Consider the following 17,598-nt stretch of genomic DNA (forward strand, 5'->3'; position numbering starts at 1 on the left):
GTTAAAGCCAAGATTGACCAAGTACATGGTGATGATGCTGGTATTGGTGCTGAGTATTTCCAACGTAGGCTTGGCCGCTGCGGCAGATAAAGAACTGTCCAAAATTGTAGTTTCCAAAAATGAGCTGTCGCTCGAAGTGGGTGATTCCAGTTCGGTTACGGTGACAGGAGTATATACCGATAATACATCGGCTAACGTAACAATCAGTTCTTCATGGAGTAGCAGTGATACTTCGATAGCGACTGTATATAATGGTGCCATTACTGCCAAAAAGGAAGGTACGGCAACCATTACAACTTCGTATCTGTCTCAGAGTCAAACGGTTCAGGTGAATGTGACCAAAAAGGTCAAAGCTCTTTCCAAAAACGTGCAGTCCCTGGACTTGCGTACAGGGGATAGCAAAGACATTATTTTGACGGCAACTTACAGTGATAATACGACGAATGCAGATGCATCCAAAGTAGCTGAGTGGTCATCCGATGACGAGAAAGTGGCTACGGTTGTGAATGGTAAAGTTACTGGACAAAGCGCCGGTACAGCTGTCATCACAGGTAAAGTCGGCAGTCAAAGTGTGACTGTGGATGTTAACGTTGAGGTTGTTAAACGTGTGGATGTGGACAAGAAGCAGGTCAATCTGCTGTTGAACAAAAGCGAAACTGTAAAATTGACAGCCACCTATCCAGATGGCACAACCAAAGATGTAACGGATCTGGCAGAGTGGACGTCAAGTAATGAAAAAGTAGCAGATGTATTAAAAGGTGAAATTACAGGATACTCCGCAGGTTCTGCTAAGATTACAGCCAAATACGGAACGAAATCCGTATCCGTAGATGTGGATGTCGATCTGACAAGTAAACTGAGTGTGGAGAAACAGAGCATTTTCTTCCGTTTGAGCGAGTCCAATAAAACAGCAAATGTAGTATTGACTGCCTCTTACCCGAACAGTGCTGATGTGAATGTAACGGATCAAGCAACATGGACATCCAGCAACGAGAAGGTAGCGACGGTATTCAAGGGACAAGTTACAGCGATTGGTGCGGGTTCTACGACAATCCAAGCAACGTATAGCGGCAAAACGGTGGAAATCACGGTTGACGTTGATACGGCAAGATATCTGGATATTGCGGGTGTCGAAGATAAACTGGCTATGAGCGTTACAGGTGATAACAAAACCAAGAAACTGGTAGCCAATGCAGAATATATTGATGCAAGTACGGAAGACGTAACTTCCAAAGCAACTTGGACATCCAGCAATGCGGATGTTGTATATGCATCTGGCGGCGAGTTGATCGCCTATAAATCGGGAAATGCAACCATCACTGCGGCATACGGCGGCAAAACCGTTAAATTCACAGTGAATGTAGATGTTCCGGACAAGTATGAAATGGACAAGAAAAAAGGTTCTGTAGCCGTTGGTGGTACATTATCTGTGAAAGTATTGGCCGTATACGGTGATACATCCAAAGACGTGTCTGAAGATGCGGATTGGAGCAGCAGCAGTGAGAAACTCGCTGAAGTGGACAGCAAAGGTGTCGTGACGGGTATTGCAACAGGTAAAGTAACCATCACAGCCAAAATTGAAGGTAAAACGTTAACTCTGCCTGTTGAAGTAGGCATGGCTAGTGGGCTGGAGGCAGATGTGAACTTTGTGGTGTTGTCCTCCAAGGAAACACAGCAAATCGTACTCACAGCAACGGATGAAGATGGCTTGACCAAGGATGTTTCATCTGATGCAACATGGAAATCAAGCAATTCCCGCGTAGCCGATGTGAAAAAAGGGGTTATCACTGCCAACAGCAGCGGTAAAGCCAATATCACGGCTGAATATGGTTCCAACAAAGTGACCATTCAGGTTGAAGTGGACGTTATTTCACGCATTGAAGCATCCGAACCGGCTCTTTCCCTGAAAACCGGTGATTCCGCTGATCTTAAGGTTACTGCATATCTGAGCGATGGCAGTGAGCGTGATGTCACGGACAAAGCAGAATGGAAAACCAACAGCTACAAAGTAGCTCAGGTAACCAAAGGTAAAGTAAAAGCGACAGGTTCAGGTAAAGCAAAAATTACAGCGAAGTACGGCAGCAAGACGGTAACGATTGCAGTCGATGTAGATACACTGAAATATTTGCAAACCGATAAAGTAACCCTGACCATGAAGCCTGGTGACAAAGTAACCTTGGTTGCTACAGCAACGTATCTCGATGGCAGCGAAGCGAACGTATCCAAGCCGGCACTTTGGAAATCTTCCCGTATTGCGACAGCATCGGTGAAAGATGGCATCATTCAGGCTAATGGTAAGGGTAAAGCAACCATTACCGTGACTTATGCAGGTGTGAAAACCAAAGTAACTGTAGTCGTTGAAGCGAAATAATATCTTCAAGTACGAAGATAAATCAAGCAATTCTATGTGCGGTGATGACAGCTTAAATGCTGGCATCACCGTTTTTTTAATGGGAAAAATACAAGAGAAATAACAATACAAAAAAAGAAACGCCCCGGCACTTGTGCATATATCCATATTGGATATACAAACACATTGTTCCAAGACGTTCCTCGAATTTAATAATCAATGAATTACATCGTATGAGACAGAACCAGCGCTCCATATGCGAAAGCAATAACGATGAGGATGGCTGGATGTAGCTTGGTCTTGGTCATGACCCAAAGCGAGATCCCTGCAATGATCAGTGTCTGCCAAATGCCGATGGAATTGGTGGATACCTGACCGAATTCCCATGTAAGTAAGATCATAAGTACAGCAATAACTGGTTGTACGAGCAACGTCATCCCTTTCACCTTTGTTGAAGTACGATGCTTGTTCAGTAAACGAAGCAGCAGAATTAACGCGACAGCCGAAGGTACAACCGTGGCAAAACTGGCGATGAATGCGCCAAACCAGCCAGCTACCTGATAACCGACAAATGCGGCAATTTTGGTCGCGATTGGACCGGGAAGTGCATTGCCGATGGCGAGTACATCACCGAATTGCTCGGTGGTCATCCACTTGTAGTGGTTGACGACTTCCTCCTGCATTAAAGGAATGGAGGCGGGGCCGCCCCCGTATCCCAAGATATTGGCTACAAAAAATCCCCAAAACAATTCCCACCATGTCTGAAGCATCGCTTAGGACACCCCCTTGTCGGAATCGCGTTTGGATTTGAAACGCTGGACCACATCCAGATGGAAGACGCCATATCCGAGGAAGACGGCAATCACAATACCGGGGTGAATATCCAGCAGCTGCAGCAGTACAAATGCAAGGACACCGAACAGGGCGGCAAAGGTTGTACCGAGTCCCTTCCATGCTTTCTTGGCGAATTCGTATGCCATCATGCCGAGCATAACAAAAATGACCGGGCGAACAGCTGCCACCATGCCTGCTACGATTTTCGATTCGCGCAGTGCGTACATGGAACCAAGCAGCGCAATGATGGCGATGCTCGTCGGCAAAATATGGGCCAGGACGGACACAATAGCACCCAGCACGCCCTTCGTTTTATACCCGAGATACGCGGCCATCTTGGTAGCAATGGGACCAGGCAGAGCGTTGGCAATGGCCAAAATCTCGCCAAACTCATCATCGCTCACCCACTTATAGCGGGTAACGGCTTCATAACGGATCAGCGGAATAACCGAGGGGCCGCCGCCATATCCCAAAATTCCGGTTCGTACCATCCCAATGACGAGACCGTTGTAATCTTTCCAACTCATGCTGATTTCCTCCTAGAGTCTCATGCCCATTCGGCTTTTATATCGTTTTAGCAACAGCTGTGATTCTACCTTGACGATGCCTGGCATCTTGTAGAGCTTCTCCAGCAGGAACTGCTCCATCTCTTCCATATCTGCAAAAATACCATGCATGTGCAGGGTGCTCGGGCCTGTCATATGATAGAGGCTGGTTACTGCGGGTTCTTCGTCCAGTTTCGCGGCCACTTCATCCAGGAATAGCGGTTCTACATCGACATTGAAAAAGGCAGAGACCTGGAGTCCAACTTTGCCCGGATTGATAACCACGGTGAAGCGTTCAATGATTCCCTTTTCGGATAAAGCATTAATGCGTGCCTGAACGGCCACACGGGACAAACCGATCTGTGCCCCCAGATCGGTGTAGGATATCCGGCTATTTTGGTGAAGGGCGGCAATGATTTTACGATCTATTGCATCCAGATTGTGCATTTGCGGGATTTCTATCCCTTTGGAGGAGCGTTTCTCTGACATGATTGACCATCCTTTTTTTTAACTATATAGAATAAAAAATTATGATAGGATCTACGTACAATTTGTATGCAGCATTCATATTTTAATGACGAATCGTAATTGGAGTCAATATATTTATTGTAAATGTTGAATTTATCCGATTCAGAGCTTTCATTTTGTCATTTTTACCAATCAGAGTTGATGAATGGGAGCAGGATACTACAGGTATGGATCGAAAAAGAGACTGTTCACGGAGCACATCCGTAAACAGTCTTCTATATAAAGTACAGGTTGAAGCGACTTAATGAACAGTTTTGGGTAGACAAAAGGTAACTACAGTTCCTTCGCCAGGCTCCGAAGATACTACAAGTGTACCTCCGGCTCCGCGGGCTCGCTCCTCCATGCTAAATAGACCAACGCCGTTACCAGCCGTCGTATTATTGAACCCTGCGCCTCGGTCCTCTATTCTCACAACGGTTGCCTCTTCCGAATCTTCCACCGTCACATGAGCTTCTGACACATCGGCGTACTTGGCTACATTGGTTAACGCCTCCTGGATAATGCGATACATGGCGATCTCCCGGTTCATCTCCAGCCGTTTTCGCAGATTACATTCCAGCTCCACTTCAATCCCGTAGTGCCGGGTATAGTTCTCGATATACGTGCGAATGGCCGGAACGACACCAAGGTCATCCAGTACGGAGGGTCTCAACTCCCATGCCATGCCGCGTACATCCTCCATAATGCCCGTAACTTGTTTTCGCAGTGCTTCCATACCAGATTGAGGTTGGTCCGCCAGCAGACGATCCATCTGAATGACGAGGGAGAAGAGACTCTGTCCAATGCCGTCATGCAACTCGCGGGAGATGCGACGCCGCTCCTCTTCCTGAATGTTCATGACCTGGGTCATCATCGTCTGTAACTCGGCTTCGACCCGCTTCAACTTGGTTACCTCACTACGAACGGCCAAATACTGATAGGGCTCACCATCGTTATCGAGAAAAGGCACAATGGTTGTATTCACCCAATAATGGCTGCCATCTCTGGCACGGTTACGAATCTCTCCGTTCCACACTCGTCCGGAAGAGATGGTTTCCCACAGGTTCTTCATAAAGTTCTTGCCGTGATAACCCGAATTAATGATCCGATGATCCTGACCGATCAAATCTTCCCGATTATATTGTGAAATTTCGCAGAACTTATCGTTTACATACTGGATCTTTCCTTTGCGGTCCGTGAGGGCTACAATGGACGACTCATCCAGGGCAAACTTCAGATCACTGAGCTGGTGCAGAGAACCTTTCAGTCTGCTGCGGAATTCAGTATCTGTAATGTGACTGTCGATTTCCTCTAATAACTGACGCACAGGTTGGTCGGCAAATCCGCTAAGTCTGTTTTTACGTGTGCTACTCAAAGTTCAGCAACCCCTTTTTCATCGCAAACTTCACCAGTTCCGGTCTGGTTCGAAGGCCGAGCTTCTCCATCAGATTGCTTTTGTGGGATTCGACCGTTTTGACACTAATCACCAGATGTTCAGCGATTTCCTTGTTGGCGTAACCCTTGGCAATCCAGGACAAAATCTCTTTCTCCCGCTCGGATAACGTGTCATACGGTCCGGTGTTCTCCTGCTTCGCTTTGTCCAGGTATTCACTCATCAGCCGCTTGGTCGCACTTGGGTACAGATAGGCGCTACCCTCTGCTACGGAACGAATAGCGGCAAGCAATTCTTCATGCGGCGCACTTTTGAGAATATATCCGGATGCTCCCGCGTGGATGGCGCGGAACAGATATTCTTCATCGTCATGCATGGTCAGGATCAAAATGGAGACATCCGGCATCAATTTCTTCAATTCAGCGGTAGCGGTCAGACCGTCTTTGCCTGGCGGCATGCTGAAATCCATTAAGACCACATCCGGCTTCAGTTCTTGTGCCTTGGCAATGGCTTCATCACCATCGGCCGCGTCTCCAACAATATGTATATCATTCTTTCCGTCGAGCAGGGCGATCAGCCCGGAACGTACAACTACATGATCATCGACAACTAATAATTGAATCACATCATTTTCCTCCTGTCCGGTTCCACAGTTCTTTCTTTATCATACCAAAAAAGAAAGCCATTCAGAGGGGAATCTCTGAATAGCTTCTTTTCTCTGTATATCGGACATGAGGAACTAAACTTTAGTTCTCTGTTTTACCGAAACGCTCCTTAATCATGTCTGCAATTTCCTGAACCTGTGCTTCCACGGCAAGTGGATCATAGGGCCAGAAGCGTTCTCCGTCAAGCTTGAATACGCGATTGTTCTTCACTGCGTCCAGGGATGACCAAACGGCTGAGCCCTCATCCAGTGAACCTCCGTTAGACAAATCCAGGAAGATATAGTCACCTGCGTAATCTGCCAACTTTTCCTCGGATATCGCTACGGTATCTTTATCCTGATCAATGAGCTCTTTCTGTACAATGTCTGGTGCTTTCAGTCCGAGCTGTTGATAGATGGCTTGTCCACCGCGATTGACACCATCCCCATTGATGTACCATTCTTTGCCGAACAGACTGAAGTTGGAGAAGGTTGTGCCTTCTTTGACCAGTCCTTGAATGGACTCTTTGGCGGACTTCACTTTTATTTCGAATTGGGATAACCAATCTTTGGCTTCCTTCTGTTTGTTAATAATTTCACCAAAAGCGGTGATCTCCTCATGGACATTGTCGTATGTTCCGTAAGGGATGATGAGTGCCGGTGCGATTTTACGATATTGCTCATTCAGCTTCTCATCTCCACCTACAGTAACGATCAGGTCAGGCTGAAGTGCCAAAATTTTCTCTACTGATCCACCGTCAATCCGGCCAATGTCTGCCACGCCTTCAACGAAATCAAGAACATACGGGCTTTCCAGCTCATAATCTGGCGCGCCTACAGGCTTGATGCCAAGTGCCAGAAAATCAGCAAGGTAACCTTGCGTAACGATACGCTGAGGATTCACGGGGATTTCAACGTCTCCGTTAACCGTCGATATAACCTGTGTTTCTGCTTCGCTTGTCGCTGGTTGTTCTTCTGTGACGGCAGGTGCGGAAGCTTTATTTTCTGTTGTTTCTTCCGCTTGGCCTGAGCAACCAATAATTCCTATCACAAGTAAAAGGATTATGAGTCCGGCCCACCATTTTGATTTAACCCCTATCATTCTGCTTCTCCCCAATCAATAATGATTATCTTTCTCAATAAAACCTCCTATGTATCGTAGCTTTTGTGCACAAGTATCGTCTATCTCAAAATGTGACCCATTGAGCATGGACAAATGTTACCTGGCCTTAACGCTATTCTCCCGAATCAGGATGTCTACCATAAGTTCAAGTTGCTTCTCAAGAGACAAGGCATCATTACACCAGAATTGTTCCAGTTGCAGAGGGTATATGCGACGATTTCCGTTATTCATAACCTTGCGCCAGCCCGGGCGCTCGCTAAGTTTATCTGCTGAATCATGATACAGGCCACCTTCATGTGCCGGAAGAACAAGAAACATATGATCTGCTGCATATTCTGTTAATTGGTCTTCTTCAATGTATTGATGATTGTCAGGTTCCAAAACATCACGGAGGATGTTGGGGTGAGGAGTAAGATGAAGTCCATAATACACGTTATAGGCTGCTCTGGCGGTTGCATTCCAGATACAAATGGTGCCGTCTTCCCACAGCTCATACAGACCAACGGTTTCTCCGGGTTTTAAAAAATCTTTTAGTCGATCAGATTCCGTTCTGGCCCGTGTTGTGTAATGTTCGATCCAATCTTCAGCTGCCTGTTCTCGTCCTACAATTCGGCCAATCAGACGGACCGTCTCCAGTCGATCCAGTTGGTTCCATGGGAGAACAATAACCTGGGATATACGTTCAAGTTGTTCAAGCTTGTGCGGCAAGTAGTACAGATAATCTGGTGCGATGATCAAATCAATCGGTTCAGCGCGCAGTAATTCTTCCACGCCATGTTCATCCAGATCAATTACGTCATGCAGCTCATCCTGGATCAATGGAGAAAGGGCCCAGGGAAGAAAGGAGGCCGCAACGGGTTGAACGCCGAGGGCAAGCAGATCCCCTGTATACTGAACCGTTGCAATCCGTCTCGCACGTGGCTGCAATCGATACTCACTTGGGCTGATCCCGGTGAACTGTTTAAACTTGCGGCTTAAATATAAACCGTCAGCGTAGCCTACCAGCAAGGCAATTTCATTCAATGTGGCCTGTGTGGATAGGAGGTATTGCTTTGCCTTATCCAGCCGAACTCGGGTCAGATGAGCCTGGAAGCTGCGCCCCACCTGTTTTTGAAAAAATCTAGAGAAATAGCTTGCGTTAAATCCGGTCATGCGGGCAATGTCTTCCCGGGTGAGATGATCGCCATAGTGATGATTAATATAGTAAAGAGCATCCCGAATTACACTGTCCACCATTTCTGTGGCAGGTTTCACCACCAGCCTGAACAACTCAAGCAGCTCACTCAGTAGAAAATGGGATCGGGCTTCTTCGGTCTGGATGCTGCCTGAACGTTTGTCGGTAAGTTCCTGGATAATGGCAAGAATCCGTAGCCCTTGTGAACTGGCTCCAGTCTTTGATCCATGTGCAGGCAAGTTCTCTGATGTAAGTTCATAGACACGCTTCTCATGGGACTCTTTCGTTAATCTGTATTCCAGAAAGCCGATATGATATACCGTGAAGGCAGAAGCCGGAGTATGTATAAGCTCCAGGGAGCATGGGGGATACAGGAAAAGGGTCTGGCCTTTATGTAAAACGCCATGTACCTGCCCATATTGGAAGTTCACCGTGGCTGTACAAGTCACTAGGGAAGGAGATTCTATGGAAATAGATCCGGTTTGCTGTGCAGCTTCCCAAGGAATCACACTGGCATTTGTCAGTACAAGCATATCTGTAGCCTCCTAGCCGTATGTTCTATCTTGAACATATCGATGTATGGACTCGATTATACCAATCTGTGAGAGTGACGTCGACGTACACAGAGGAGTGATGGCAAGGTGACTAATTAACGCTTGTCCAACTAAGAATAAACCATAATCAAAAAAGTCTTGTTACTCCCGTAAGGAAATAACAAGACTTCTTAGCATATTCCAGACAGATGTCTTTATCCGTACACTTTTGGCTGCAGCTGTATAGCGACCTGTTCGGTCTGACGGACCATCTCCGGTGAGAACGTACACGGTAATCTGCTGCCAAGGAGCAACACGGCGCCAGGAACATTTCCTTGCTGGAACACAGGCACTGCTATGGCACATACCAACCGCTCCGCAAGCATTAACGGGCAACGGCCGGGTGTATGCTCCCCGGTGGATTGTGCATCAGATAGAGCGGTGCGTCCAGTTCGAAGCGCTGTGCCAACCAGATCTTGTCCGGGACGCATCTCCATGCGTTTCACCCGTTCGTTGCTGGCGCCGGATGTATACTTCCAGCGCAGCATCGTACCGGACAGACAGGCCAGTCCGCAAAAATCGCTGGAGGTACTCAGGCGCAGGCCGTCGATCATCTCCTGAATGCCAGATGGCAGTTCATCATGCATGAGAGGACACTTCCTTTTTTGGAATCATACCGTACGTTACGGTGTAATCAATATCAATATCGTTAACCTGTGGTCAGGGAAATCTTAAAATAAGGGTATTTCGCTGCTGCTTCTATTGTAGCCCCTTTTATCCGTATTGTAATTCAGGGAAAACCCCTATTTCCGTTCTGCAATTTGCTGATCCTGTGTATGGACAGGTATTCTGGCCAGGAACAGCAAGGCTTTTTTCGATTGTAGAGTCGTAAAGGCACCTCATAAGTGTGATTTATCTCACAGCAAATTCAGGGAGTTTCTTCGTGAGGTTCAGGTAATCCCCCGATAACCCCCACGCTATATTCGCGGTATGATGGATACATAAGGAAACACCGAGGGGGACGATGGTAATGGGTACGGTATTTACAGAAAGAACAACCCAGGCGACACAACAAGAACAGACGGAGGCGAGCAAGATGACACGGGAGACAGGTGGAATCCTTTCGTTCGTGACAGCTGAACAATGGGGCTTGATCGAAGCGAAGATGCAGCCGAAACGGGTAAAGTCGGGGTACAGTCTCTTTCTGGAAGGCGATGAAGCCGGATACCTGTACTACATTCGCTCGGGAAGAGTGAAGCTCACCAAGTCGACTGAGGATGGGAAAGAAATCATTTTATCGATTCAGCAAACCGGCGATCTGATTGGAGAGTTTGGTGGCATCGGCGGATTATCCCATAGCTACAGTGCAGAGATGGCAGAAAAAGGGGAGCTGGGGATCATCTCGCTCAGCGAGTTGGAAAGTGTGCTCAGCAAACACGGTGACCTTGCCTTGAAATTCCTGCAATGGATGGCGCTCGCCCAGCGTATCACCCAGTCGCGTTTCCGTGACCTCTTGCTCTATGGCAAGGCAGGTGCACTCGCATCGACGCTCATTCGCGCCAGCAACTCGTATGGCAGAATTACGCCGGATGGCATCGTACTCGACATGAAGCTGAATCATACCGAGTTGTCGGAAATGATTGGTGCCACGCGGGAGAGTGTAACGCGTATGTTGGGAGCCTGGAAAGAACAGGGGACGCTGGACACCGTGGATGGAAAGCTGATGATTCGTGACCTGGCAGCCTTGCGCTGCATGTGCGGATGTCCTACATTTCCAAGCTGCCCGGTAGAGTTGTGCCGATTGTAATGAAATCAAGTTGAATAGGGTTGTTTCCTTCCATGGCGATTGGGGTCGTTACGGAGAAATCAAAAAAGCTGATGTCCGATTTACTCGGGATCAGCTTTTTTTGGCGTGATATGAGCGGATTGAAGCAGTGGTATTGAATAAAAAGTTTAGAGGGTTCAGTTAACGGGGCAGGAAATCAAGAATTGGAAACGAATACATAGTTTGGTTTGCCCAAAATAGGTTGATCAACGTAATTTCAACATTCGAGTAATAAATGAATCATAAAAAAGGAGTAAATTCTACCATGATGGATTTACAAAGTTTTGTTTCAGATTACACAAAAGATAAGAAACATTTACAGCTTGTTATCGGGATTGTTAGGGAGGGAGATGTTGAATACTATTCATTTGATAATAATAAAAAGAAAAGTTTGATCCCTCCTGAGCATAAGTTGTTTGAGATCGGCTCCATAACCAAAGTTTTTACATCCATAATTTTATTAGAAATGGAAAGAGAAAAACTTCTATCCTCGGATGACAGTGTTGGTAAGTTCGTGCAAAACGTTGAAAACGTTTATTTGAATAAGATTACCTTGAGAAGCCTTGCTACTCATACCTCTGGGTTACCTATATTGGCAACCAACCACAATTTGGCTAAAAAAAGATCGAATCCTTATTCAATGTATACCGAGCAAGATTTAACTGCTTTTTTATCTAATGCTGATTACACGGATAGTATAGGTTCGTTTGGATATTCCAATATCGGTGTAGGTTTACTGGGATACATACTATGTAAGGTGTCAGGAAGTACGTATGACGAACTGTTAAAAAAATATATAACGAGTCCATTAAAGATGAATGAGACAGCCGTTATGCTTGATTCAGAAAAGAATAGCAGGTTTTTGAATGGACATGCTTCATCTGGGAAAAGAGTCCCTCATTGGGATCTTTCTATACATGTAGGAGCTGGGGGAATTAAGTCATCTGTTAGCGATTTGAGTTTATTTGTCCAAGCTAATCTAAATGATGATAATCCGATAGCCTCTACACTACAAAAAAGTCATCTCCCTATATCGATCGGAAATTCAAACCGTTATTTTGGGTGGGGTGAGGATAATCTTCTAGATAAAGGTATCCTCTGGCATAACGGGGGTTCAGCTGGTTTTAATAGTTATCTAGCTTTCAATAAGGAACTCCGTGTAGGAGTTGTATTGCTATCCAATTATTCTTTTTTCTCGAATTCTCTTATAGATCATTATGTTTCTCAACTCATAAAATGGATTACAAAAAAAGAGCCTTCTCAAGGAAAGATGATAGACTCTACAGGTATAAAAATATTGGAAGAAATCATGCAGAGTGAAACGTCATTAAAGTAACGGGAAACGATACGTATTAGCCACCTAAATCCTTAGGTGGTTATCTTATGGTTAATGACTCTAATCCAAGATAACTAATTTATGATATAAAGGAGGACATGCTAACGCCCTCCTGCATCATATCAGGGTATTCACTCACCTATATATTCCTTTGCAAGAATCGAATATAGACACGAATCATGATATTCCCCTTTGTAAAACCAATGCTCTCGCATCAGACCTTCACGCTGCATGCCAATCTTCTGCATAACGTTCTCTGAAGCCTTGTTGTTAGGGCGGCATTTTGCATAAATCCGGTGTACGCCAAGTGTATTGAAGCCAAAACCAAGCATGGCTCGGGCTGCTTCGACAGCATACCCTTTCCCCTGATAAACGGGATTGAGCACATAACCGATCTCAGCGTTCGTCTTTTCGATGTGAAGGCCAACACCGCCGATCAGGATGCCCTCCTTTTTCAAGCATATCGCCAGTTCGAAGCCCTCTCGTGGTTGTGTTTGCTGTGAATTCAGCACAAATTCCACATAATCTCGCGTATCTTCTTCCGTATTAGGTCCCCATGCCGTATGCTGAGTAACTTCTGTCATGGATGTGTAGCTATGTATACTTTCCCAGTCTGTCTCCAGAATATCCCGGATGATGAGCCGTTCGGTCTCCAATTGCATAGCTATTCCCCTCCTATATAAAACAAAAATAGCCCAATAACCGATTCGTGTAAAGAATGGGTTACGAGCTATGTAAGTATAAGCATGCTATTGTGGTTGTTTACATTGAACTGCGGGATAAGTATAAGCCAGCTTGCGAATAATTTCCTTTTGCCATTTGGTGTCACCCAGGTTGGTTGCCAGGTTCAGAAGATCCAAGTAATCGTCAAGCTGCAGATCAGCCTTTTGCAGAGTTGTATTCATTCGATGTTCGTTCCCCTTTATCTATAAAATCGTTAAGTCATGTACAGTAGGCAGAAGACTTGAGACAGGCTCAAGAATGATAATCATTATCACAGTTATATTATCATTATGCAATGAACGATGGCAAAATGCAATGCCAAGGCTCGAATGTACTCAACTTTTTTTTGAAAAAAGGCTCATCCACAGTAGATAGGGAACGTACACACCCAGGTATGCAGACGGATAAAGGAACCATCCATTCAAAAGGAAATGGTGAATTTCTGTAGTGAACGTCGTCATATGGGCATTCGTAGCGTACACATCACCAGCAATGACAGTCGCTGCACTATAGAAGCAGAGCAGGGCAAGTACATGGAAAATGCGGGTCACCATCCGGGAGCGAAGCGCAACAAATACCATAATCAGTGGAACAATCAGCAGGAGCAGAAGAAATAGAAACTTCATCATACAGGTCTCCTTTGGGATTTTGTTAACCAGTATGGGCAATTGGTGGAATTTCCAAAAGTTTTTGCAAACATTTTACAAAAAGAAAGAGGAATTCATCATATGAACGATTAAATTAAAGGTGGATAACCCATTATCAGGTAATTATGAGGAGGAGAAGGCAAGTATGAAGAAAGCGATATGGCAGCATTGGATCGGGGGATTCCTGATCTTCATCATGATGGCAACGGCATTGCTGGGGCCGGGTTCACAAAGTCTGGTACAAGCTGCAGCGCCCCTTACGGTATCTCAGGCCATCGCCGCCCAGAGTGGTGGAAGCACTGCAACGGTGGAAGGATATATTGTTGGACATGCCACCGGTTCTCTTACAGCCAAATTTACATCTCCTTATGCCAATGATTTCAACTTCCTGATTGCCGATTCAGCGACAGAGAAGACCAATGCGAAACTGCTGGATGTGCAGATTCCAGCGTCGTACCGCTCGCAATATGGACTGGCTACCAACCCGAATCTTGTGGGGCAGAAGGTTATCATAACCGGAACACTTGGCGCATACAACAGTTATGCCGGAGTTAAGAATCCTACCTCAATCGCACTCTCCTCTGGAACAACCAATCCTGATCCTGACCCAGGCACAACGCTGCCAGATGGTACAGGGAAGAAAGTATTGTTCGACAACTCGCATGCTCAGACAGCCGGGGCTGCGGACTGGGTTATTGATGGGGCATTTTCGGACTTTGCGAATGGTTTGCGAAACGCAGGCTTTACCGTGGATCAGCTGAATCGCAGCATCCCGTATACCTTCGGTGAGCAAGCCATCACCTTTAATAAATTGAAAGATTATGATGTCTTCGTTATCGGCGAAGCGAACGTGCCTTTCAAAGCGACAGAGCAGGCTGCGCTGCTGCAATATGTACAGAATGGTGGCAGTGTCTTCTTCATTGCCGACCACTATAACGCAGATCGGAACAAAAACCGCTGGGATTCCTCCGAAGTATTCAACGGCTATCGCCGTGGTGCATTCTTGAATCCAGCCAAAGGCATGTCGTCAGCAGAAGCCGAATCTCCAGCCATGCAAGGCGTGACCAGTTCCGACTGGTTGGCATCCAATTTCGGTATTCGTTTCCGCTACAATGCATTGGGAGATGTTAATGCCACGGATATCGTCGCACCTTCACAGTCGTTCGGCATTACAACTGGTGTGAGCGCAGTAGCTATGCATGCAGGTTCTACACTTGCTATTATTGACCCGAACAAAGCTAAAGGTCTGGTGTATGTGCCTAGTGGGGTATCCAAATGGGGCAACGCGGTAGATCAGGGTGTATATAATGGCGGTGGACGAGCTGAAGGAGCCTACGCAGCGATCGCCAAGGTCGGGGCAGGTAAAGCGGCATTTATCGGTGACTCCTCACCTGTTGAGGATGCTACGCCAAAATATCTACGTGAAGAAACAGGCGCTGCCAAAACAACGTATGATGGCTTCAAAGAAGTGAATGACGGTGTATTCCTTGTAAATACCGTGAAATGGCTTGCAGTAAAAGAAAGCTATACAAGTCTGTCTCAGGTGTCTGGACTGACATTGGATACGCCGACTAGTCTGCTCGCGATTGAAGCTCCGGCCTCTTCTACCGAGCCGCAAACCGAGCCATGGGCTGTACCGGCTTCAGGCTACAAATGGTACGATCCTACAACGTTTAAGGTAGGTTCGTACGGCAAAGCTCAGTAAGATAAGTAGTAAGGAAAATATACGGATAATCGGCCTGTCCGCCACGATTGCGGACAGGCTTTATTTTGCATAAATGCCCGGAGCAGAGGGAAACGTATGGGTAATTATGAATGATGAGTGAGATGCCAAGGTGAGGAGGAAGACAATGATGATGAATCGGCAAGCAGACTGCGACAGCTCGACCATGAGGCAGAAACTCAAAGGGGACCTCCATCGTGTGGCAGAACGAATGAACCAGACGTTATCCACCTTTGATCATGACAGTGTGTGTCTGCTGGGCCAATTTGCGGAGATTCGGGCCGAGATCAAGCAGATTGAGGTGCTGGCTTCTTCCTTTTATCTGGATTGTTATCTGTCTCCCTTCACGGAGAAATTTGCCGAACTGACTGCCAGTGTACAGCATTTGTCGGATCGCAGATATGGTGCGCTCATTGTAATTGAACGGGAAGTGCCGCTTGAAGCGATTATCCACTCAGGGGTTGCAGTTGATGCCAGAGTCACTCATGCGTTGCTGGAATCGCTGTTTATACCGGGTGCACCTCTGCATGATGGGGCGGTGCTGATTCGGGGCAATCAGATTGTATCCGCGGGCAATGTATTGCCTTTGTCACAGGCCATTGCACATGAACGGAAGATTGGTACACGGCATAGGGCTGCTCTTGGATTGAGTGAGCTGACGGATGCGGTTGTGCTGGTTGTCTCGGAAGAGACCGGTCAAGCTTCGTTCGCCGTGGGTGGGGATCTGCATCCTATCAACGTGGTTGAAACCTTGCCATGATCACTCCGCGCTAGATTTTTTTACCGATTTCATGCTGGAGTAAATGAACCTTTTTCCCTGTGAAGAGAGAAAGGTCTTTTTGTTACATCGTGATGTGGTTTTGCACAAACTTGATCATCATGGGTACAATAGAGGATGGAAGACGAACTGAAGAAGGCGCATTGATCGCAAAAATGGTTGGAGGAGACGGTTAACACATGAGCTGGTTTGAAGCAATGGAACATCACGATTATGAGGAACTGGTACTGTGCCAGGATAGAGCCTCTGGTTTAAAAGCAATTATTGCTATTCACGATACAACACTCGGTCCTGCGCTGGGAGGCACACGGATGTGGACCTATGTTTCTGAGGAAGCGGCCATTGAAGATGCCTTGCGCCTTGCGCGGGGAATGACATATAAACATGCTGTATCCGGACTGAATCTGGGCGGAGGCAAAGCCGTAATTATAGGGGATCCGCGCCGTGACAAAAATGAAGCGATGTTCCGAGCTTTTGGCCGATACATTCAGGGACTGAACGGACGTTATGTCACCGCAGAAGATGTGGGAACGACAGAAGAAGATATGAATCTGATCTATCAGGAAACCGACTATGTTACAGGCATATCGCCAAGCTACGGTTCCTCCGGTAATCCTTCCCCGGCAACAGCCTGGGGTGTATATCGGGGCATAAAGGCCGCAGCGAAAGAAGCATTCGGCACGGATCTGCTGGAAGGCAAAACCGTGGCTGTACAGGGTGTGGGCAACGTGGCGATGCGTCTGTGCAAATATTTGTACGAAGAAGGTGCGCATCTGATCGTTACCGATATCCATAAGGATTCCGTGAAACAGGCTGTGGATCAATTCGGTGCAAAAGCGGTAGACCCTGCCGACATTACTGGAGTGGATTGTGATATTTATGCTCCATGTGCATTGGGCGGTACAATTAATGACGATACGTTGAAACAGCTTAAGGCCAAGGTTGTGGCAGGCTGTGCCAACAACCAGCTGCTGGAGCCGCGTCATGGTGACAAGCTGCATGAGATGGGAATTGTATACGCACCAGACTACGTGATCAATGCAGGTGGCGTAATTAATATTGCGGATGAGCTGAACGGCTATAACGCAGATCGTGCGTGGAGCAAGGTTGGGGAGATCTACAATAATCTGGAGAAAATTTTCGACACGTCGCGTACCGAAGGCATCGCAACGTATATTGCTGCGGATCGTCTGGCTGAACGCCGCATTGAACTGATGAAGAATACACGCAGCACGTTCCTGCAAAATGGTCATCACGCGCTGAGTTCCCGCAGACTGCGCGGGTAAATTTTAAGGATTCACATTACAATAAAATGTAATACAGCTAAAGGCAGACATCCGCATGGTGAACTGCACCCCATTTGTTAGAGAGGAGGTGCAGTGCAATGGATGCCTGCCTTCTCTTTGAGTTTAAAGATTTTTTTGTAAGGCGTTCATCGTATGGCTCGGCTAATATTAAAAATTC

Annotated in this window: 17 protein-coding genes; 7 read left to right on the forward strand and 10 right to left on the reverse strand. The window is 46.6% G+C overall.

What is annotated here, in order from left to right:
• The first annotated feature begins 31 nt into the window (after positions 1 to 31).
• Complete coding sequence (locus G3352_RS02930; protein WP_240342904.1) at positions 32 to 2,371, forward strand: Ig-like domain-containing protein; 2,340 nt, start codon at positions 32 to 34, stop codon at positions 2,369 to 2,371.
• Between the two features lie 203 nt (positions 2,372 to 2,574).
• On the opposite strand, the gene chrA is transcribed toward G3352_RS02930, so the two are convergent.
• The 8 genes from chrA to G3352_RS02970 form a co-directional block, all read right to left on the reverse strand.
• Positions 2,575 to 3,120: a chromate efflux transporter ChrA gene (gene chrA, locus G3352_RS02935; RefSeq protein WP_163753626.1), complete on the reverse strand. Its 546-nt coding sequence runs from the start codon at positions 3,118 to 3,120 to the stop codon at positions 2,575 to 2,577.
• Between the two features lie 3 nt (positions 3,121 to 3,123).
• On the reverse strand, positions 3,124 to 3,711 hold the full coding sequence (gene chrB, locus G3352_RS02940) for a chromate efflux transporter ChrB (protein ID WP_063566299.1): 588 nt from the start codon (positions 3,709 to 3,711) through the stop codon (positions 3,124 to 3,126).
• 12 nt (positions 3,712 to 3,723) lie between these two features.
• Positions 3,724 to 4,218, reverse strand: a complete 495-nt coding sequence (gene chrS, locus G3352_RS02945) for a chromate efflux transcriptional regulator ChrS (protein WP_163753628.1) — start codon at positions 4,216 to 4,218, stop codon at positions 3,724 to 3,726.
• A 280-nt stretch (positions 4,219 to 4,498) separates the two neighbouring features.
• Complete coding sequence (locus G3352_RS02950; RefSeq protein WP_163753630.1) at positions 4,499 to 5,611, reverse strand: PAS domain-containing sensor histidine kinase; 1,113 nt, start codon at positions 5,609 to 5,611, stop codon at positions 4,499 to 4,501.
• Positions 5,604 to 6,254: a response regulator gene (locus G3352_RS02955; protein ID WP_163753632.1), complete on the reverse strand. Its 651-nt coding sequence runs from the start codon at positions 6,252 to 6,254 to the stop codon at positions 5,604 to 5,606. The genes G3352_RS02950 and G3352_RS02955 overlap by 8 nt, the downstream gene beginning before the upstream one ends.
• Positions 6,255 to 6,375: 121 nt before the next feature.
• Positions 6,376 to 7,323 carry an ABC transporter substrate-binding protein gene (locus tag G3352_RS02960; protein ID WP_163753640.1) on the reverse strand — a complete coding sequence of 316 codons (948 nt, stop codon included), beginning with the start codon at positions 7,321 to 7,323 and terminating at the stop codon, positions 6,376 to 6,378.
• Positions 7,324 to 7,491: 168 nt separating this feature from the next.
• Positions 7,492 to 9,102 carry a helix-turn-helix domain-containing protein gene (locus G3352_RS02965; RefSeq protein WP_163753642.1) on the reverse strand — a complete coding sequence of 537 codons (1,611 nt, stop codon included), beginning with the start codon at positions 9,100 to 9,102 and terminating at the stop codon, positions 7,492 to 7,494.
• A gap of 215 nt (positions 9,103 to 9,317) precedes the next feature.
• Positions 9,318 to 9,749, reverse strand: coding sequence for a GAF domain-containing protein (locus tag G3352_RS02970; RefSeq protein WP_163753645.1), 432 nt, complete (start codon positions 9,747 to 9,749; stop codon positions 9,318 to 9,320).
• Positions 9,750 to 10,132: 383 nt separating this feature from the next.
• Between G3352_RS02970 and G3352_RS02975 the strand changes: the two genes are divergently transcribed.
• Positions 10,133 to 10,909 carry a Crp/Fnr family transcriptional regulator gene (locus G3352_RS02975; RefSeq protein WP_240342906.1) on the forward strand — a complete coding sequence of 259 codons (777 nt, stop codon included), beginning with the start codon at positions 10,133 to 10,135 and terminating at the stop codon, positions 10,907 to 10,909.
• 283 nt (positions 10,910 to 11,192) lie between these two features.
• Positions 11,193 to 12,263, forward strand: a complete 1,071-nt coding sequence (locus G3352_RS02980; RefSeq protein ID WP_163753647.1) for a serine hydrolase domain-containing protein — start codon at positions 11,193 to 11,195, stop codon at positions 12,261 to 12,263.
• Between the two features lie 131 nt (positions 12,264 to 12,394).
• On the opposite strand, the gene G3352_RS02985 is transcribed toward G3352_RS02980, so the two are convergent.
• The gene (locus G3352_RS02985) at positions 12,395 to 12,925 is read right to left on the reverse strand and encodes a GNAT family N-acetyltransferase (RefSeq protein WP_163753649.1); all 531 of its coding nucleotides are present in this window, start codon (positions 12,923 to 12,925) and stop codon (positions 12,395 to 12,397) included.
• 87 nt (positions 12,926 to 13,012) lie between these two features.
• Positions 13,013 to 13,168 (reverse strand): hypothetical protein, encoded by a 156-nt coding sequence (locus G3352_RS30790; RefSeq protein ID WP_175382069.1) that lies wholly within the window; start codon positions 13,166 to 13,168, stop codon positions 13,013 to 13,015.
• Positions 13,169 to 13,447: 279 nt separating this feature from the next.
• Between G3352_RS30790 and G3352_RS30795 the strand changes: the two genes are divergently transcribed.
• From G3352_RS30795 to G3352_RS03005, 4 genes are all read left to right on the forward strand, one after another.
• Positions 13,448 to 13,603: a hypothetical protein gene (locus tag G3352_RS30795; RefSeq protein WP_205524678.1), complete on the forward strand. Its 156-nt coding sequence runs from the start codon at positions 13,448 to 13,450 to the stop codon at positions 13,601 to 13,603.
• Positions 13,604 to 13,829: 226 nt separating this feature from the next.
• Positions 13,830 to 15,338: a DUF6359 domain-containing protein gene (locus G3352_RS02995; protein WP_240342910.1), complete on the forward strand. Its 1,509-nt coding sequence runs from the start codon at positions 13,830 to 13,832 to the stop codon at positions 15,336 to 15,338.
• Between the two features lie 148 nt (positions 15,339 to 15,486).
• Positions 15,487 to 16,116: a sporulation-specific diadenylate cyclase CdaS gene (cdaS, locus tag G3352_RS03000; protein WP_163753655.1), complete on the forward strand. Its 630-nt coding sequence runs from the start codon at positions 15,487 to 15,489 to the stop codon at positions 16,114 to 16,116.
• 197 nt (positions 16,117 to 16,313) lie between these two features.
• Entirely contained in the window at positions 16,314 to 17,420 is a 1,107-nt protein-coding gene (locus tag G3352_RS03005) for a Glu/Leu/Phe/Val family dehydrogenase (RefSeq protein WP_163753657.1), read from the forward strand.
• The last annotated feature ends 178 nt before the right edge of the window (positions 17,421 to 17,598 follow it).

Source organism: Paenibacillus sp. ALJ109b, assembly GCF_010747435.1.
GTDB classification, from domain to species: domain Bacteria; phylum Bacillota; class Bacilli; order Paenibacillales; family Paenibacillaceae; genus Paenibacillus; species Paenibacillus taichungensis.

Coding starts and splice junctions, on each gene's coding strand:
- G3352_RS02975 (WP_240342906.1), top strand. CDS start 10,133: ATGGGTACGGTATTTACAGAAAGAACAACCCAGGCGACACAACAAGAA.
- G3352_RS02930 (WP_240342904.1), top strand. CDS start 32: ATGATGCTGGTATTGGTGCTGAGTATTTCCAACGTAGGCTTGGCCGCT.
- chrS (WP_163753628.1), bottom strand. CDS start 4,218: ATGTCAGAGAAACGCTCCTCCAAAGGGATAGAAATCCCGCAAATGCAC.
- G3352_RS02965 (WP_163753642.1), bottom strand. CDS start 9,102: ATGCTTGTACTGACAAATGCCAGTGTGATTCCTTGGGAAGCTGCACAG.
- cdaS (WP_163753655.1), top strand. CDS start 15,487: ATGATGAATCGGCAAGCAGACTGCGACAGCTCGACCATGAGGCAGAAA.
- G3352_RS30790 (WP_175382069.1), bottom strand. CDS start 13,168: ATGAATACAACTCTGCAAAAGGCTGATCTGCAGCTTGACGATTACTTG.
- G3352_RS02995 (WP_240342910.1), top strand. CDS start 13,830: ATGATGGCAACGGCATTGCTGGGGCCGGGTTCACAAAGTCTGGTACAA.
- G3352_RS03005 (WP_163753657.1), top strand. CDS start 16,314: ATGAGCTGGTTTGAAGCAATGGAACATCACGATTATGAGGAACTGGTA.
- G3352_RS02970 (WP_163753645.1), bottom strand. CDS start 9,749: ATGCATGATGAACTGCCATCTGGCATTCAGGAGATGATCGACGGCCTG.
- chrA (WP_163753626.1), bottom strand. CDS start 3,120: ATGCTTCAGACATGGTGGGAATTGTTTTGGGGATTTTTTGTAGCCAAT.
- G3352_RS02980 (WP_163753647.1), top strand. CDS start 11,193: ATGATGGATTTACAAAGTTTTGTTTCAGATTACACAAAAGATAAGAAA.
- G3352_RS30795 (WP_205524678.1), top strand. CDS start 13,448: ATGGGCATTCGTAGCGTACACATCACCAGCAATGACAGTCGCTGCACT.
- chrB (WP_063566299.1), bottom strand. CDS start 3,711: ATGAGTTGGAAAGATTACAACGGTCTCGTCATTGGGATGGTACGAACC.
- G3352_RS02985 (WP_163753649.1), bottom strand. CDS start 12,925: ATGCAATTGGAGACCGAACGGCTCATCATCCGGGATATTCTGGAGACA.